The 18,151-nt window shown below is 46.8% G+C and carries 10 protein-coding genes and 1 pseudogene; 5 read left to right on the top strand and 6 right to left on the bottom strand.

Going from position 1 to position 18,151, the window contains the following annotated elements:
• Positions 1 to 128: 128 nt before the first annotated feature.
• Complete coding sequence (locus tag MC7420_RS04850; RefSeq protein WP_006099021.1) at positions 129 to 1,058, bottom strand: alpha/beta fold hydrolase; 930 nt, start codon at positions 1,056 to 1,058, stop codon at positions 129 to 131.
• 280 nt (positions 1,059 to 1,338) lie between these two features.
• Here MC7420_RS04850 and infC point away from each other — a divergent pair, with 280 nt between their 5' ends.
• From infC to MC7420_RS04835, 3 genes are all read left to right on the top strand, one after another.
• Entirely contained in the window at positions 1,339 to 1,866 is a 528-nt protein-coding gene (gene infC / locus MC7420_RS04845) for a translation initiation factor IF-3 (RefSeq protein ID WP_006098862.1), read from the top strand.
• Positions 1,867 to 1,962: 96 nt separating this feature from the next.
• Positions 1,963 to 4,977, top strand: coding sequence for a HEAT repeat domain-containing protein (locus MC7420_RS04840; RefSeq protein ID WP_006099014.1), 3,015 nt, complete (start codon positions 1,963 to 1,965; stop codon positions 4,975 to 4,977).
• A gap of 117 nt (positions 4,978 to 5,094) precedes the next feature.
• Entirely contained in the window at positions 5,095 to 5,577 is a 483-nt protein-coding gene (locus tag MC7420_RS04835) for a Crp/Fnr family transcriptional regulator (RefSeq protein WP_006098974.1), read from the top strand.
• A 266-nt stretch (positions 5,578 to 5,843) separates the two neighbouring features.
• On the opposite strand, the gene MC7420_RS04830 is transcribed toward MC7420_RS04835, so the two are convergent.
• The 5 genes and pseudogenes from MC7420_RS04830 to MC7420_RS44010 all read right to left on the bottom strand — a co-directional run bounded on the left by MC7420_RS04830 (position 5,844) and on the right by MC7420_RS44010 (position 10,262).
• Entirely contained in the window at positions 5,844 to 7,154 is a 1,311-nt protein-coding gene (locus MC7420_RS04830; protein ID WP_006098817.1) for a Glu/Leu/Phe/Val family dehydrogenase, read from the bottom strand.
• Positions 7,155 to 7,726: 572 nt separating this feature from the next.
• Positions 7,727 to 8,083: a hypothetical protein gene (locus MC7420_RS04825; RefSeq protein ID WP_044205125.1), complete on the bottom strand. Its 357-nt coding sequence runs from the start codon at positions 8,081 to 8,083 to the stop codon at positions 7,727 to 7,729.
• Between the two features lie 193 nt (positions 8,084 to 8,276).
• Positions 8,277 to 9,053, bottom strand: coding sequence for an SGNH/GDSL hydrolase family protein (locus tag MC7420_RS04820; protein ID WP_044205273.1), 777 nt, complete (start codon positions 9,051 to 9,053; stop codon positions 8,277 to 8,279).
• Positions 9,054 to 9,222: 169 nt separating this feature from the next.
• Positions 9,223 to 10,143 (bottom strand): annotated as a pseudogene (locus MC7420_RS04815) (RNA-guided endonuclease InsQ/TnpB family protein); the annotation flags it as partial.
• A 35-nt stretch (positions 10,144 to 10,178) separates the two neighbouring features.
• Entirely contained in the window at positions 10,179 to 10,262 is an 84-nt protein-coding gene (locus MC7420_RS44010; protein ID WP_390434911.1) for a hypothetical protein, read from the bottom strand.
• Positions 10,263 to 11,086: 824 nt separating this feature from the next.
• Here MC7420_RS44010 and MC7420_RS34860 point away from each other — a divergent pair.
• Both MC7420_RS34860 and MC7420_RS04805 read left to right on the top strand, forming a co-directional pair.
• Complete coding sequence (locus tag MC7420_RS34860) at positions 11,087 to 17,149, top strand: PAS domain S-box protein (RefSeq protein WP_006098908.1); 6,063 nt, start codon at positions 11,087 to 11,089, stop codon at positions 17,147 to 17,149.
• The gene (locus tag MC7420_RS04805) at positions 17,149 to 18,144 is read left to right on the top strand and encodes a response regulator (protein WP_006098769.1); all 996 of its coding nucleotides are present in this window, start codon (positions 17,149 to 17,151) and stop codon (positions 18,142 to 18,144) included. Before MC7420_RS34860 ends, MC7420_RS04805 begins: the two co-directional genes overlap by 1 nt.
• The last annotated feature ends 7 nt before the right edge of the window (positions 18,145 to 18,151 follow it).

The following is an 18,151-nucleotide window of genomic DNA, read 5'->3' as shown; positions in this document are numbered from 1 at the left end:
GCGTTGAGCGCGAGTATGACGAATGACGATCTGTGCCGTTAACTTTTATTGTCCCTACCTACTTAATAGTGAAACCCGCCCCTACAAACCAGGTTCCCTGAAGGTCGTGAAGGGTCAACACTCAACACTCAACACTCAACACTCAACACTTCCTCTATCCCAGCTAACCAATCGAGTAACATCTGATTAAACTGTTCTGGGCATTCATCATGAGGACAATGACCCGCATTATCCAACTCGATCAACTTGATATTCGGGTTGAGATCGGCAAACTGCTGGGCTAACTGGGAAGGAATCATCCGGTCTTGACGCCCCCAAATTAACAGTATAGGACTATCCAAAGTCGGCAAAACCGATTTGACCGGAGGACCAAATTTAGATGAGGTCATCGCTTTAAACAGCGCACTAAATGTAGCCGCCGCCCCGCGATCGCGAGCAGGGTGGGTGAGAATGTCCACTAATTCTGCATCAATAGCTTTGGGGTTGGCATAGGCAAGTCCTGCCCATTTCTGGACAATTGATGGGCGTCGCAGCAGATAAAAAAGACTTTGGAGAACCACAGGAGACGCGACTACACCCTCAACCGTTGATACCACAGGTCTCAGCCAACCCGGAAGTGCCTCTTCTCGGAGGGAAAAATCTGGCAAATTAACCAAGGCAAGTCCCTTAACCATCTCCGGGTGAGTGGCGGCTGCGCTCAGAGCCACCACTGAACCGATTGAGTTACCCACTAACACTACGGGGTGTTGAATCAAGGTTCGCCAGAATTCATAAACTTGATTGACCCACAACTCAATCGTATACCTTGTCCCAGCTTTGCGCGAACTGCCAAACCCCAACAGATCTAGCGCATAAACCGGGTAGTTCTGACCCAGTACAGGTAGGTTATGACGCCAATGTCCGATGGAAGTACCAAATCCATGCAGCAGCAGAACGGGAGGAGTCAATGTTGAGTGAGACTGCGGTGGACGAATATAAGTATAACGAGTCTGCCAACCTTGCCAAACCCAGTCTCGTTGATTGCCGACTCGTTGCTGCCACGATACCGATGGATTCACACCATGCCTCAACTTCAAAAACGTTTACAACTCCTTACCTATTATTGTAGTGGTTTCTTCAGGGTACTCTCTACAGCAGATGCCCCATAACCCAGGAAAAATCAGGACTAACAAACGCTTCAAATATTCCCTCTCTCGCGAGGGTTCTCTGCTATCCTCCGGCAATTTGGAAGTTACGTTAAAAAGATGGACAGAAACTGGATCAGAGTCAGTAAAATGGCAAGTAAAATCCGCTTACTTTTATCCAACCCTTAACAACTAGAAATTCAAGCAGACACCCGTGAGTGATAGAAGACGCCAACGCGATCTACCCCAAATCAACGAAAGAATCCGCTATCCTAAGATTCGTGCGATTGATACCGATGGCACACAGCTAGGAATCATTGCTCCTCAAGAGGCTTTACGCATCGCTGAGGAAAAAGAATTGGATCTGGTTTTGGTTAGCGATAAGGCAGATCCGCCCGTGTGCCGCATCATGGACTACGGCAAATACAAATTTGAACAGGAGAAGAAAGCCCGCGAAGCCCGGAAGAAGCAACACACGGCGGACGTTAAAGAAGTCAAGATGCGCTATAAGATTGATGATCATGACTACCAGGTGCGTGTCAACGCAGCTAGGCGCTTTCTGAAATCAGGAGATAAAGTTAAAGCCACGATTACCTTTCGGGGGCGAGAAATTCAGCACGCCAACTTAGCCGAAGACTTGCTCAAGCGCATGGCAACGGATTTACAGGACGTTGCTGAAGTGCAGCAAGCCCCCAAACGGGAAGGTCGTAATATGATGATGCTACTCTCTTCCAAAAAATAAGACTTGGGTTCATTGGTCATTAGTCATTAGTCATGGGTTAGCCGCTATGGACTATAGCTAATGACTTAGGACTAACGACTAAGGACAAACTGCTAAATGAAACTACAAACTCGTACTCGCATTCAAAATGAATGGGTACGGCGAATCCTAGAATTGGTCAATCTTCGTCCAGAAGAAGGCGAGCGCACCTTTTTGATGTTCGCCTTCTACACTGCTACCTCAGTTGGGCTGCTTTGGTTTGAGTATAGTGCGACAGCACTGTTCTTGGACGAATACGGTGCGAGGTGGTTACCCGTCATTTATATCGCCAGCTCCCTGATGGTGTCTGGGCTAGGGGTCTTATACTCTTGGCTACAAGAACGGGTACCGATGAGGCGTGTCTTAGTTACAGTCGCTTTCCTAACGTGCGTACCCTTGTTGATCTTACGGTTGACCCTAGGCTTTAGCTATTTAAACGGGTTAATCGCCTTGGGTACCGTTTTTCTGTTGCGATTGTGGATGGATGCGGTCGAAGTTCTCAATGATCTCAACTCTCAAGTTGCCGCGAATCAATTATTCAATATTCGGGAAATTAAGCGCACCTATCCGATTGTGTCATCAGGACTCTTAGTGGCTGATGTGATCTCCGGCTTTTCTTTACCCCTGCTGCTGTTGGTTGTCGGCACAATTCAAAACGTTCTCGTGGTGGCGGCGTTGATGATGATGGTTGGCGCTGGCACTTTGTTTTATTTAACCCAACGCTACCAGCAAGCCTTTCCTAACTTACCCACAAGGGATTGGGAAGACGATGACCAGAAATTTGTGGTTCGCCGCACGACCGGACATCTACAACGCTATATTGTGCCGTTATTTGCCTTTTTTATTCTCGGTGAAGCCCTGTATCTGCTGGTAGAGTTCCAGTATCTGGGTCAATTAGAGGCAAATTTAGAAGCTTCAGATATTGCTGGGTTTTTGGGGTTATTCAGTGGGATTGTCGGCATATTTGAACTCACCTCTCAGTGGTTCATATCCAGTCGCGCCGTGGAACGTCTGGGCGTCTTTGTCGCGGCGATGATGCTACCTGCGTCCTTAGCGATTATGGGCTTAATCACATTGAGTGGTTTACTGGATGTGGTGATTAAGCTATTCGGTGCAGTCATTACCATTCCCGGATTCGTGACCGGATTATTCGTCGGTCTAATTTTTCTGCGGTTTATTGACGAACTCCTGCGCTATACCTTAATTGCTGGCATTGAACCGTTCTTGTTTCAACCGATACCCGAAGGAATTCGTAATGCCCTGCAAACCCGAGTACAGGGAATTGCAGAACCCATAACCACGGGTGTTACAGGTATAAGTATGCTCGCTGGGATCTGGCTGTTGCATCACCTATTTCCGGGACAGCCGGAATCCCAAATTCAACAATGGCAGAGTGGTATGTTTATTCTTGCTATTGTGTTTTTCTCCCTAATCTGGTTGCTGAGTGCTTGGTCGATGCGCTCGACTTACGTTACCTTGCTGGTTGATAGCGCTGAACAAGGACGCTTAGGGTTTTCTGATGTTGACTTAAAGGCGTTCAAGCGAACGGTGATAGAAACCTTAGAGCAACCGGGTACGGAAGCGGATAAACGCTCTTGTATTCAACTGTTATCCCAGATTGACCCCACGAATGTGGGTGAGGTACTGGCTCCCCTTTTGCCTCGCCTTTCTATTGCGCTTCAGTGTCAGAGTCTAGAGGCGATGTTGGAGTATCCCAACCCCGCCTATTGTCGGGACGTGCAAGTCTTGATTGAGCAGAAACCGCCGCCAGAAGTGTTGGCGTTGGCGCTGCGTTATGTTTGGCTGACTCAACCAGAATTGGATATTGACACGATTAAACCTTATCTCCATGGAACCGTTGATCCGATGGTGCGAGCCACAGCCGCCGCGATTATCTTGCGTCGGGGAACCCCGCAAGAGAAGGCGGAAGCGACAGAGATCCTGCGGCGAATGGTGAACTCAAAACGGGAACGAGAACGAGTTATGGGGACACGAGCCTTAGGAGAGGCAGAGTATTTGCAAGCCTTGAGAGTTTATATTCCTCATCTGTTAAAAGATGAATCGTTGCGTGTTCGTTGCGCTTTATTAGAGGTGATTGCGGCAACTCATTTGGAAGAGTCTTATCCATCGCTAGTACGAGGACTTTATTACAAATCGACTCGTGAAGCGGCTCGCATGGCGTTGGTGCGTCTGGGGAATGAAGCGATTCCGTTGCTGCTGGAGTTGGCAGAAGATATCCATAAACCGGATTTAGTTCGGGTACAAGCTTGGACGGCGTTGGCGGAGATTGGCACACCCGAAACCCTGAACTATCTGGTGCAACAGCTAATGACGAGTTGGGGGATCAGCCGTCGTAATATTCTCCGCAGCTTATTGAAAATTCCCAATGAGGAAGGAATCGATGTGGTGCTAGATCAGTTGGGACGGAGTGGGATTGAGACGTTAATTGAGCAAGAACTGCTGTTTTTGGGTCAGATTTATGCCGCTCTGGTGGATTTGAAGCCAGAACTGATCAGTGGACAGGAGGCAGATTTGCTGCGACGGGCGTTAAATGATCAGCAAAAGGATTTGCTGGAGAATTGTTTTTTGCTGATGAAGTTTCTTTATCCCGTTGGTGCAATTCAAGCGGCATCCTTTAATCTGGAATCTGAGTCCCGCTCCAATATTGCGATGGGATTGGAAATATTGGACAATACCATAGATATTCCCCAAAAGCAAGCCTTTTTGACGCTGTTTGATCGCCGTTCCTTTGGCGAAAAGCTGGAATGTTTGCAAGAACTGGTGTCTTATCAACCGATGAATCCTAGCGATCGCGTGCGACGATTGATTGAGTTCCGTCATTTTCTCTCGGATTGGACTCTGGCTTGTTGTTTCCATTTAGCGCGGGGGGCTTATATGAGTTTGACACCGGCTGCAACGTTAGTCTGTCTGCGTCATCCCACGGGTTTTGTCCGAGAAGCGGTTTTAACCTATTTGAAAGCCGCATCGCCTCGCTCTTGTATTGAGTTACTACCGATGCTCAAACATGATTCTGATCGGTTGGTGGCGGCGGTAGCTCAACAGATGAGTAACGAATTTGGTCTGGTGAGCTGATGGAGCAGTCGTTAGGAAAGGTTTATTCCTCTATTATCAGTCAAAGTGGGATAAAGTAAACTAGAGCTTTCTACAGCTACACTTGGAACCAATCCCCAGCAGCTACCCGCTAACCCCATGTTAACCAGCGTTGAGCGTTTACTTTTTGTCAGGGGCGTCCCCATTTTTCAGGAATTGCGGGACGATTTTCTGGTGCGCGTTGCTTCGGTTATGGATGAGTTATCATTTCCGAGTGATCATACGATTGTTACCCAAGGGGAAGAAGGGCGATCGCTGTATATTGTGGTATCCGGTTCCGTGCGGGTTCACATTGGCGATCGCGATTTGGCTTATCTGAAGCAAGGTGCTTGTTTTGGCGAGATGTCACTGTTTGATGCTGAACCGCGTTCGGCTTCGGTGACGACATTGGAAACCTGCGAATGTCTGATGCTGACTCAATTGCAATTGTATGACGCCATTGATGAGACACCAGGAATTGCGATTAATATTATTCGCTTACTCTCGCGCCGCATTCGAGAACTAAATAATAAGTTGAATGCTTACGAGGTGAAACATCCGGCGTCTGATTTCAGCAAAACCAGCAGTAATTTTACGAGGTAGTTGAGGACGAATGGTGTTACAAGCTTTTCGCTTGGTGGTTATACCCGGATTTCTCACCACAATTGTCCAAAGGCTTATACAACCTGGATTGACAGTACAATAAGGCTTTCAACACCCTGTCGAAATTTAGGTTCGGTCGAAAATTGTCTGACCCTTCGACTTCGCTCAGGGTCAAGCAATTTGAATTTTTCTTCATTTGTCCTAACTAGAGTGCGTAGTGCTATAAAATCTGCTCCTACATCTACCTTCGCGATCGCGTGAATGAATTACCGGGAATTCATGCCAGGAATGCGACCATTGACATAGTAGTCTCGGGTTCCTTTAGCATTAAGGGCTTCCCCTAAGCGATTCAACGCATGAACATAAGCAGCGGTTCGCAGGGAAACAGCTAACTCTTTATAAATTGACCAGATATGTTGGCTTTCTTCCACCATTTTCTGTTTCAAATTTTCATTCACTTTTGCCATTTTCCAATAGAGTCCACTGCGGTTTTGTACCCATTCAAAATAGCTCACTGTCACCCCACCCGCATTAACCAGAATATCGGGAAATACGAGAATTCCTTTGCTGTCTAAAACCTTATCCGCCTCTGAAGTAATCGGACCATTGGCGACTTCAAAAATATAGCGGGCGCGGACATCGTTAACATTCTCGTGGGTAATTTGATTCTCCAACGCCGCCGGAATCAGAATATCTACATCTAAGGCTAAGAGTTCGGCATTGGTTAACTGTTCATGTTCAACAATATTACAAACCGTGTCTTGACAGTAAACCGCTTGCAGACTTTGACTTGACATTTTATACTGGCGAATACTGGGAATATCTAAGCCTTTTTTGGCATAAATTCCACCTTGAGAATCACTGATGGCAACAACTTTATACCCAGCTTTAGCCAGGAGTTCTGCCAATACCGCCCCAGCTTTACCAAATCCCTGAATTGCGATTGTCGTGTATTGGGGGATTAGATCCAGTTTAGGTGCCATGGATTCAATCACAAAGTAAGCCCCCGTAGCGGTTGCGCCATCGCGCCCCACACTTCCACCCATGGTGATGGGTTTACCCGTGACGACAGCGGGACTAATTTGACGCCGAATGATGCTATATTGATCCATCATCCACCCCATAATCATGGCATTGGTGTAAACATCAGGGGCAAGAATATCCACATCCGGTCCAATAAAATCGGCGATCGCGTCAATGTAGCCGCGACTGAGGCGTTCGAGTTCCAGTTTGGATAAGCCTTTGGGATTAACCGTCACTCCCCCCTTCGCACCACCAAAGGGTAGATTTAATACCGCACATTTAAATGTCATCCAAAAGGCGAGGGATTGAACTTCATCCAGGGAAACGTTGGGATGATAGCGTACACCGCCTTTTCCGGGTCCCCTGGTGTCATCATATCGAACTCGATATCCTTGTACCATGGTTAATGAGCCATCATCCATGCGAACCGGGATGGACACACTCAGGCTCATTTTAGGATGCTTTAAGCGGGCGATCGCATCTTCGGAAATCGAGACATGTTTCATCGCCGCTTGCAATCGGGTGCCAGCATCAGCTAATAATGAATCAGACATTCCATTGTTCCTCATAAAGATAAGGGATTGAACTCAAATTAGAGAGAATTTGATCGCAAGACAAATCGCCCCCTGGGATTGGGATTGAACCAGGAAACCCAATCACCAGCACAGCTTGCTTGGCGATTCAAGTCCCTAATGTCCAGACTCCAGCGCCAGTTGAGTAATTTTGGGTTTGAATTAAGCAAAACTTATATATAGGCGCGATCGCGCTTATCGATGAACAAAACAACGGCTTCATCTCTCCTTGATCTAGAAAAGATTAAAGTCGGTGCGACTTGTCCTTACTACGATTATTTCACGGGATTTGATTAAATTGCCAATAAAGTGTAGTTTTCGTTACTTTTTTAACATAAAGTTTACATTTCGCTTGTAGTTGCGCTTGTAGTTGCGCTTGTAGTTGCGCTTTAGCGCCGGTATAACTTTGAGGTTAGTTCCTACGTTGTAGCGATGATAGGCTAAAGCCCTTACTACAAACTACAAACTACAAACTACGAACTACAAACAGGACGACTAAACACTGGTGAATAGTCGCCCGGTGAACTTTTTGCCTGGGGGAACTTCAGTTGCGTTTAATCGTTGTTTGTTAGCCCTTCAATCATGTCTTTCGCTTTTTCTAACACGTTCTTGTCGGGCTGAGATTCTTCATACTTTTCTTTTTCCTCCTCGTAAAGTTTTTCCACCCCTTTTTGCGGATCTTGCGACAGGGCTTCTTTGGCTTCTTCGTAGGCTTCTTCTTTCTCTTGCTGCGACAATCCTAATTCGGTCTTTTCTGCTTTTGGTGGAGTCGTCAAGGGTGTATCAGAGTCAGCTAATACGGCTTGATTGCTCAGGAGTAATAAACTCCCTAGATTGATTAAAGTAATTAAACTTAAAGCCCAAAGCATTTTGCCAATCCGTCGCTGAAAATTGATTAAAAATTGTAACATTGCCATCTCCTTTAAAGTATCAAACCGAAATTAGCTTGAAATGCTAATTGTAGCTGCTAATGATAACCTTAGCTTCTGCCCATGGATAGATATACTAATTTTATAATTGCTGCCAATCCTCAAGTTAAGCAATTATTACTGGCTAGGCTTGCTTGAATAGCTAAACCCATCCTACCGATTGAATTATTACTTATTATTTATGAATGTCTATTAATCCAGCCAAGAGCATTTTTTTTAACTCCTGATTGAGCGCCTGATACCCCCTGGGATTGATATGTAACGTATCGTAAATGTACTGGCTTTTAACGTGCTGATCCTCTACCAAAAGTGAATAGGCATCTAAAATTAAGACATTTTTGGCTTTTAGCGAGTAGAGGTAAGCATTGACATCCTCAACGGCTTTGGCGACATCAGGTGACCAAAAGGGTTGACGAATCAGGGGAACCGAACCAATGGGAAAAATGGTGGTTAAAATAACAGTGGCATCCTGTTTGACTGCACGAGCGACAATCTTGTGAATATTAGTCTTACAGTTACTGATAATGGCGGCTTTTTGCTTAGGGAATAGCGGGATTGTTTTCAAATCGTTAATCCCAACTTGCACAACGATAATATCGGGATGTAAGGGTAAAATATGTTGATCAAAACGTTTCCATACCTGAGTGGACGTTTGACTGCCAATGCCACGATTGATAAAAGAAACATCGTTGATATTGTCTGGCTCAACCCACATTGCTGCTCGCGAGTCACCAAAGAAGACAACGGTTACTGGAGAGTGAGTCGATGAACGATCAGCTAACGCATCCCCACTAAAGGTTTGTAGTCCAAGGGGATCGAGATTGGTTTTGTTCAGTTGCAGGTAGTACGATTTGGCTTGGGAGAAGAGGAAGATATTGACAACCAGCGACACAACTAATGCCACCAGAGATAAAAAAAATACCAACCGAAATAAGCATTTTCGTTTCTGCATTTTGTAAATGTATTTATTTTGAATATGCTCCTGTAACACACCATAATTTTAACGCCTTCGCTTGCGAAATTCACCTCCTAGATTTCGGCATTGTGCCAAGGAGTAACCCAGGAGTTGGGCGTGTTCCACGGCGGCTTGTTCGAGATAATTCTGTTGACACTCCCCGCTCTTACATAGACGGGGATTCTTGGTTCTCCGATCCGCCATTAGACGACAAGATTGCTCCAATCGCCCAAGAGGGCAGGTCTCCCCAAGCGTAGTTTCCGGCATGCCCTGCCGTACTTAACCCTTTTTGAAGGATGTTTAGACTGGCTGCGATGTCCCTGTCTTCGGTATATCCACAGTTTCCACAAACATGGGTTCTTTGGGACAGGGATTTTTTGACTCGATGATGACACTTCGGACAATCTTGGGAGGTGTAGTGCGGTGGAACTGCCACTGTCATTTTTCCGTATTTATGTCCGAAGTATTCTAGCCATTGCCTAAATGTAGACCAGCCAGCGTCAGAAATAGACTTAGACAAGTGACGATTTCTTACCAACCCTTTCACATTCAAGTCTTCATAAGCTACCAAATCGTTAGATTGGATAACGGAATATGCGACTTGCTTGCAGTATTCTTTTCGCTGCCTACTTACTCTTAAATGCTTCCGGGCATATCGTTTTCTTGCCTTATGATAGTTTTTAGACTGCGGTTTCGCTCCCCTGCGGTACTTCTTAGACTTCTTGCGATTAGCTCGATTGAGCTGTCTTTCCGATTTGCGGTAAAACTTTGGAGGCTCTTCGGTGTTACCATTGGAGTCGGCTAGAAAGTATTTGATTCCTAGGTCTAAACCAATGGCTTTTCCAGTAGGCTTAGTTTTAACTCGCACATCAGCTTTAACCGCAAATTGTGCATAATAGCCATCGGCACGTCGAACCAACCTCACTCGCTTGATTTGGTCAATAGAGTAGAAGTTGAGATCATAAGTGCCTTTCAGTTTTAGTCGTCCTATTCCTTTCTTGTCGCTGAAGGTTATAGCTTTACGGTTCTCCGATAGCTTCCATCCTGATGTTTTGTACTCAACAGAACGGCAGTTTTTCTTGAACTTCATCCCTCGGATAAATCACGAGGGAGCCTGCACTATCACTTGTAAACACCATTGTTGACATGTCCGAGGACATCAATTTCATAATGCCGCACCCGCAATTGCCTGGTATAGATTTGCATGGGCTTTCACTGTCGTCGAGGATTCTCAGGGTTGAGTATACGCGCTTTTGCGAGTCCCTAGCTAAGTTACAGCCTTTTCAGACTCGATGTGATACACCCAAACAAGAGCAGCACAGAGCTGTCCTAGAGTTGCTGTACTACACCGTGTTAGAAAGTGCTGTAGCATACTGAAAACTCTGGCACAGCCACGTCTATGACTGTCTTGATTTAGCCCAGATAGCGCCACCGAGTATTTCAATAGCGTGCTTGATCGTTTATTATAGAAATTAAGCTGTTCTATTTTTTCTCACCTTGCCATTAACCTGGAGGAATCATTAATAAACGAATCCTGAAGTGGGTAGCGGCAAAATAGCTGAATGTCTAGAACACGACTAATCGCTTTCAGTCAGATTAGGCACAATCAAGAGACGGCTTGCCACTCTCGATTTTTGTTGCTGCATTGAGTGATAAATTCCTCTAGGAAAACTACAAACTATTTGACTTTTTTGCCATTTAATGCTGGTGTGATAATTGATTGATTTGCTAATCAATACGTAAATTTTTTTTAATTTTTTTTGCAGTTTAGCCCGACAAATCAGGAAAAGCTACGCAGAGCTTTGCAGTCTAGTTGTGGGTAGATAAACTAGTTAAGTGTTCAACTCTATGCATGGCAGATATAACCGACCCGCTTTTGCAACAGGGATGTTTCTAAGGATTTCGCAATTCTTGACATTATGGTTTAAATGCCGAACAGCTTACTACCCTGAATCCTTATGTTCAGTCCCTTTATCGTTATCGCTGACTGAAATAAGCCCAAGTTTCTCCGCTCGGTAGAGTTTGTTTGTATGTTTCCCTTTTTCAATCGACTGTTAATCGATGGGTTGATTTATTGGTTTAATGTAGCTGGCTGGCTTTTTGATTTCAGCCCAATTCGCCCAGTGCTAATGTATGGCGGTGTCTTGGCTGTCATGGGGTTACTGGCTATAGGTTTAGTCGGCTTAAGACAAACTCAACGAAAAAGAAATGCTACCGCTTTTGCCAATTCCCCAGAACACTTGACTAAAACAATACCAACCGACTTCGCCCCATTGTTTCAAGCGATTCCTCAGGCGGTAGTTGTTACGGATACAGACGGTTTTATCGTTAAGGTTAACTCAGCTTTTAATCAGCTTTTTGGGTATCCAACAAAAGCCTTAGTGGGACAACCCTTATCGCAGTTGTATGCGAATTCTGAGGAGTTTGATCCACAGACGATGAATCCGGATTCGGCAGATTTCAATCAGTCCAAACGGATAAACTATCAACGCCAAACCGGGAATATTTTCAGCAGCGAAACCCTCAATAGTGTCGTTAAAGATAGGGAAGGAAACGTTGTTGGAATTCTCTGGCTGATTCGCGATATTAGCGATCGCCAGCAAACCGAACTCGCCCTGCAAGCCAGTGATGAACGCTTAAACCTGCTGATTGACGGGATCAAAGACTATGCGATTTACCTGCTCGATACTGAGGGTAAGATTGTTAGCTGGAATGCAGGCGCTCAACGTCTGAAAGGGTATTCAGCATCAGAGATCATTGGTCAATCTTATCAGTGTTTTTTCCTCAAGGACGATCAAGAAAGCGGTAAACCCGAACAATCCTTAAAAATTGCCGCCGAAACGGGTCGATTTGAGGATGAAGGGTGGCGCGTGCGGCGGGATGGTTCCCACTTTTGGTGTACAACGATTATTACGGCGCTGCGCGATGAAACAGGATACCTGCGGGGGTTTGCCAAAGTCACCCGCGACATTACTGAATCCAAGCAGACTGAGGTGCGCTTACAACTGTTGGAACGGGCGATCGCAGCCAGTAGTAATGGTATCCTGATTACTGATCCAAATGTACCCGATAATCCGATTATTTTCGTCAATCCCGGCTTTGAGCGAATTACTGGTTATTCAGCTCAAGAGGTTTTGGGAAAAAACTGTCGCTTCTTACAAGGAGATAATCAGCAACAACCTGGCTTAGATAAACTAAAAGCGGCATTAAAAAACGAACAAGACTGTCACGTCATCCTGCAAAACACTCGCAAAGACGGGACACGCTTCTGGAATGAATTGTCCATTTCCCCCATCCGCGATCGCCATGGCAAACTCACCCACTATATTGGCATTCAAACCGATATTAGTGAACGTCGCCAAGCCGAACAAGAACGCGATCGCATCTTTGGCTTGTCCGTTGATATGCTTTGTATTGCGGGGTTTGATGGCTATTTTAGACGCCTGAATCCCGCCTGGGAAAAAACTTTAGGGTGGAGTGAAGCTGAATTATTAGCCCAACCTTATCTAGAATTGGTTCATCCCGATGATCGCGCTGTGACTCTGACGGAAGCCGAAAAACTAACAACTGGGAAAGACTCTATCGCCTTTGAAAATCGCTATCGCTGTCGCGATGGTTCCTATCGCTGGCTGTTGTGGAATGCTAAAGCCTTAGTGGAAGAAGGATTAATTTATTGTGTTGCTCACGACGTAACTGAACGCAAGCAAGCCGAAGCCGCCTTACGGGAGAGTGAAGCCCGTTTCCGTACCATGGCAGATAGTGCGCCTGTACTACTATGGGTGGCTGGAACCGATGGACGCTGTACGTTTTTCAATCGCCCTTGGTTAGAGTTTACCGGACGCCGTTTAGAAGATGAACTGGGCGAGGGGTGGCTAGAGGTGGTACATCCAGAGGACAAGAACAATTGTTTACAGATTTATAGTCATTCCTTTCACCAGCGCCAAACCTTTCGCATGGAGTACCGAATGCGACGCGCTGATGGGGAATATCGTTGGATTTTAGATACAGGTGTGCCACGATTTGACACGAATCGGGGGTTTCTGGGATATATCGGCTCCTGTATAGATATCACCGATGTGAAAGAAAGTCAAGCCGCCCTAGAGTATTCCCAATCCCTGCTATCGGGGGTATTAAATAGTTCCCTGGATGGGGTGATGGCATTTGAAGCTGTTCGCGATCGCCAAGGGACGATTATTGATTTTAAATGGCTGCTGATTAATCCCGCTGCTGAACGCATGGTGGGACGGACGAGTGAGGAACTGATGGGTCAGCAGTTGCTCGTGGAAATGCCAGGAAATCGCCAAGACGGACTCTTTGATTTCTATGTTCAGGTAACTGAAACCGGGATTCCGATTGAGCGAGAATTTCATTACCGCCACGAAGGGATTCAGGCTTGGTTTCAAATCGCCGCCGTCAAATTAGGGGACGGATTTGCCGTTACCTTTGGTGATATTACTCATCGCAAACAAGCCGAGGAAGCCTTATATCAGAAAAACTCAGAACTGCAAGCGATTTTTAACGCCCTTCCCGATTTATATTTTCGCTTGAGTCAAGATGGAACGATTCTCGACTATAAAGCTACCAATTTGGGTGAATTATATGTCAAGCCAGAACAGTTTTTGGGACAGTCGGTACACAATGTTCTCCCTGCTGATGTGAGTGATAAAATTCAGGGGGCGATCGCGCAGGTAATTCAGAGCCAATCCCCAGTTAGTCTGGACTATTCCTTATCCTTAGAGACAGGGGAGCAAAACTATGAAGCCCGACTCGTGCCATTTTTGGACAATCAGATTATTGGGATTATCCGTAATATTACCGAGCGCAAACAGATTGAACAACAACAGCGCCAAGACGAAGCCGCGATTCGGGCTTTATATCGAGTGGCTGCTGCACCCAAACTCACGTTTGAGCAACGCCTACAAGGACTCTTAGCCTTGGGGCGGCGTCATTTTGGTCACGATGTCGGTATTGTGTCTCAGATTGAACAAGGGCGCTGTCTGGTGATTGCGGCTCAAGTTCCGCCTAAATCACCTCGACAGGTGCAGGCGGGAGATACGTTTGAATTAGGACAGACAATTTGCAGCGAAACGATTCACGCCAAGGAACCGATCGCGTTCGAGTCGGCTGAAGATACAGAATGGGCAAATCATCAAGCCTGTCTCACGTTTGGGATTAAATCCTATCTGGGTACGAGTGTCAAGGTAGCGGGGACTGTTTATGGGGCACTGTGCTTTTTCAGTCTCGATCAATCTTCCACCACCCTCACCGCCAACAATCGCTCGGTGTCCCCTCAATTGCTCAAACTCATGGCACAGTGGGTGGGTCATGAGATCGAACGTCAACAAGCCAGAACCTTATTAGAGCGGCAATTACAACGGATGTTGCTGCTCAAACAAATTACCCAAGAAATTCGCCAAAGCTTAGACAGTAAGCATATTTTTCAGACGGCGGCGACGCAAGTGGGTCAGCTTTTCGGTGTAAATCGTTGTCTGATTCATACCTATTTGGCAAAGCCTTGTCCGCAAATTCCGTTGGTGGCTGAGTATCTAGAACCCGGTTATGAGTCAACCCGACAGCAAACGATTCCCGTTGTGGGCAATCCTCACGCCCAAGCGGTGCTGGCGCAAGACCAAGCTGTGAGTTCCGAGAATGTTTATATTGATCCACAATTAGAGGGGGCGAATCAACTTTGTCGTCAGATGGATCTTAAATCCATGCTTTCGGTGCGGACTTCGTATCAGGAGCAGACCAATGGTATTATTTGCCTGCATCAATGCGATCGCTTCCGTCAGTGGAGTGACGATGAAATTGAACTGTTAGAAGCGGTGGCGGCGCAAGTTGGGATTGCGTTAGCTCAAGCTCAACTCTTAGAACAGGAAAAGCAACGGCGGGAAGAATTGACGCTGAAGAACCTCGCCTTACATAAAGCGAAACGGGAAGCCGAAGTCGCTAATCGGGCAAAAAGTGAGTTTCTGGCAATGATGAGCCATGAAATCCGCACGCCGATGAATGCGGTAATTGGTATGGCTGGATTGTTGTTGGATACTGAGTTGACGTCCCAACAGCAAGACTTTGCTAATACGATTAGTAGCAGTGGTGAAGCTTTACTGACGATTATTAATGATATTCTGGACTTCTCGAAAATAGAATCCGGCAAATTGGAGTTAGAGGAACACCCCTTTGATGTGCATGTTTGTATTGAGGAAGCTTTAGATTTAGTTGCCTCTCAAGCGACGGCTAAGGGATTGGAACTCGCTTATTTAATTGAACCCTTCGGCTTCGCTCAGGGTCAACCCCAAACCCCAGCCACCGTGGTGGGTGATATTACCCGCCTGCGACAGATTCTGGTGAATTTGCTGAGTAATGCGGTGAAGTTTACGGAACGGGGGGAAGTGGTGGTATCGGTGATCAGTCGAGCGTTGTCTGGGGAAGCTGGGGGAGCAGAGGGAGCAGAGGGAGCAGAGGGAGCAGAGGGAGCAGAGGGAGCAGAGGGAGCTGGGGGAGCTGGGGGAGCAGAGGGAGCTGGGGGAGCTGTTCCGGTGGAACATCTGGAAGCCGAACAAACCTACGAACTGCAATTTACGGTCAGAGATACAGGAATTGGCATTCCCCGCGATCGCATGAATCGGTTGTTTAAACCATTCTCTCAGGTGGATGCGTCGATGACCCGCAATTATGGGGGGACAGGTTTGGGTTTAGCGATTAGTAAGCGCTTGAGTGAACGGATGGGCGGGCGCTTGTGGGCAGAAAGTGAGGTAGGGAAAGGTTCGACGTTTTATTTCACGATTGTAGTGAAATCAGACCCCAATTCGGTCACGGCGGAGTTGGATACACCCCAACCGGAGTTACGAGGAAAACGGTTACTGGTAGTGGATGATAATGCGACGAATCGGCAGATTATCACCCTACAGGCGCAGTCATGGGGAATGGAGGTGACAACAGCCGCATCAGGAGAGCAAGCGCTAAACTGGTTAGCCGACTCAGAACCCTTTGATCTGGCGGTTTTGGATTGGCAAATGCCAGAAATGGATGGTTTGACCTTAGCGTTACAAATCCAGGCGTTACCGAATAATGAACAACTCCCCTTGGTCATGCTCAGTTCTGTGGGTCGGCAAACCCCATATCAACCCGATGATATGCCCAACTTTGCGGCATTTCTGACCAAGCCGATTAAGCAATCCCAGCTTTATAATATTTTTGTGACAATTTTAGGACGTAGGCGGATTTCGGTGCGTCCAGGCGATCGCTTATCGGGAACCCTGGAGGCTGAGTTTGCCCAGAGGCTACCCTTAAGCATTCTGCTGGTCGAAGATGTGGCGGTCAATCAAAAGGTGGCTCGCCAGATGTTGCAGCGCTTAGGATATCGCGCCGATGTGGCGAACAATGGACAAGAGGCGCTGGAATCCCTGCGTCGTAAGTCCTATCAGGTTGTTTTCATGGATGTGCAGATGCCAGAAATGGACGGATTGGAGGCAACTCGCCGCATCCGGGCTGAATGGTCGTCAGCTTGCCAACCCTGGATTATTGCCATGACTGCTCATGCGATGCAGGGAGACCGAGAACAATGTTTGCAAGTGGGTATGAATGACTATATCAGTAAACCGATTCGACCGGAAGCCTTGGTGCAAGCCTTAACCACTTATGCTCAAGTGCTGGATCAAGAAGGCAGAGATAGTATAAGGGATCATTCAGATGAGGACGTATCTGTGCCAGAAATAACCTCAGACTCCAGTGTCACCCCTGCTTTGGATCGGCAAGTGCTGAAAGATTTAAGAGAAATTGCCGGAGATGATTATGAGGGGTTAATCGCGGAAGTGATTGACAGTTATCTGGAAGACTCCCCACCTAGGGTACAAGCAATTCGGAGTGCGATCGCTCATGATGATGCTAATGCTTTGCACCAATCTGCCCATGCATTGAAATCATCGAGTCTAACGATTGGTGCAACGGGTTTGGCGAAACTGTGTGCTGATTTAGAAGCGTTGGGTCGCACGGGAAACCTAGAGCCAGCTTCTACCCTGATTTCCCAGTTTGATGCAGAGTATGAGCGAGTTGTCACTGCGTTGCAACAAGAGCATCCGAGGAAACTATGATGAATGAGCCTGACTTTCACCGTGACCCGCCCCTGATTTTGATTGTGGATGATGAAAAGACCCTACGCCTGGTGCTGCGTCGGGCGATGGAACAGGAGGGATATCGGGTGTCAGAAGTGGGGGATGGGCATCAATGTCTGGCGTTTTGCACCGAACAGTTACCCGATATTATTTTGTTGGATGCGATGATGCCTGTGATGGATGGGTTTACCTGTTGCGCTCAGTTACAGGAACGATTTGGTCAGAAATGTCCACCTGTGTTGATGATTACGGGACTTAATAATCAGGAATCCGTAGACCGCGCTTTTGAAGCAGGCGCTACGGATTATATCACGAAACCGATTCATTGGGCGGTGCTGCGGCAACGAGTGCGGCGGTTACTGCATACCCATTGGGTGATGGCGGAGTTACACCGCAAAATTGAGCAAGAACGGGTGCTGAAGGCGAAGTTAGAGGAAATGAATCAGGAGTTGCAACGGTTGGTTGATTTGGATGGGTTGACTCAGATTGCCAATCGTCGGGCTTTTGATCAGGCGTTGCAGCAGGAGTGGAAACGATTGGCGCGGGAGCAAGCACCTTTGTCGTTAATTTTGTGTGATATTGATTTTTTTAAGGCATATAACGACACGTATGGGCATCAAGCGGGAGATGAGTGTCTTAAACAAGTTGCTGATATTTTGCGTAAAGCGGCAAAGCGTCCAGCGGATGTGGTAGCTCGGTATGGGGGTGAGGAGTTTGTGGTGATTTTACCGAATACATCCCTCAGAGGTGCCATGCAGGTAGCAGAATCGATTCGCTCGAAACTGAAGTCGCGGGCGATTGTGCATGAGGGGTCTGGGGTGAGTAAATTTGTCACCTTAAGTTGTGGTGTAGCTGGAGTAATTCCGCCGCCAAAAACGACTCCAGATCGGCTAATTGCGGAGGCAGATCAAGCGCTGTATAAAGCTAAGGTAGAAGGGCGCGATCGCGTGGTAGGGAATTTGGTTGAAGTTTGATTGTTAT

It is taken from the genome of Coleofasciculus chthonoplastes PCC 7420 (assembly GCF_000155555.1).
In the GTDB taxonomy this organism is placed as follows: domain Bacteria; phylum Cyanobacteriota; class Cyanobacteriia; order Cyanobacteriales; family Coleofasciculaceae; genus Coleofasciculus; species Coleofasciculus chthonoplastes_A.
Note: the sequence above shows the minus strand (reverse complement) of the source record. Positions and strands in the feature narration are given on the sequence as shown.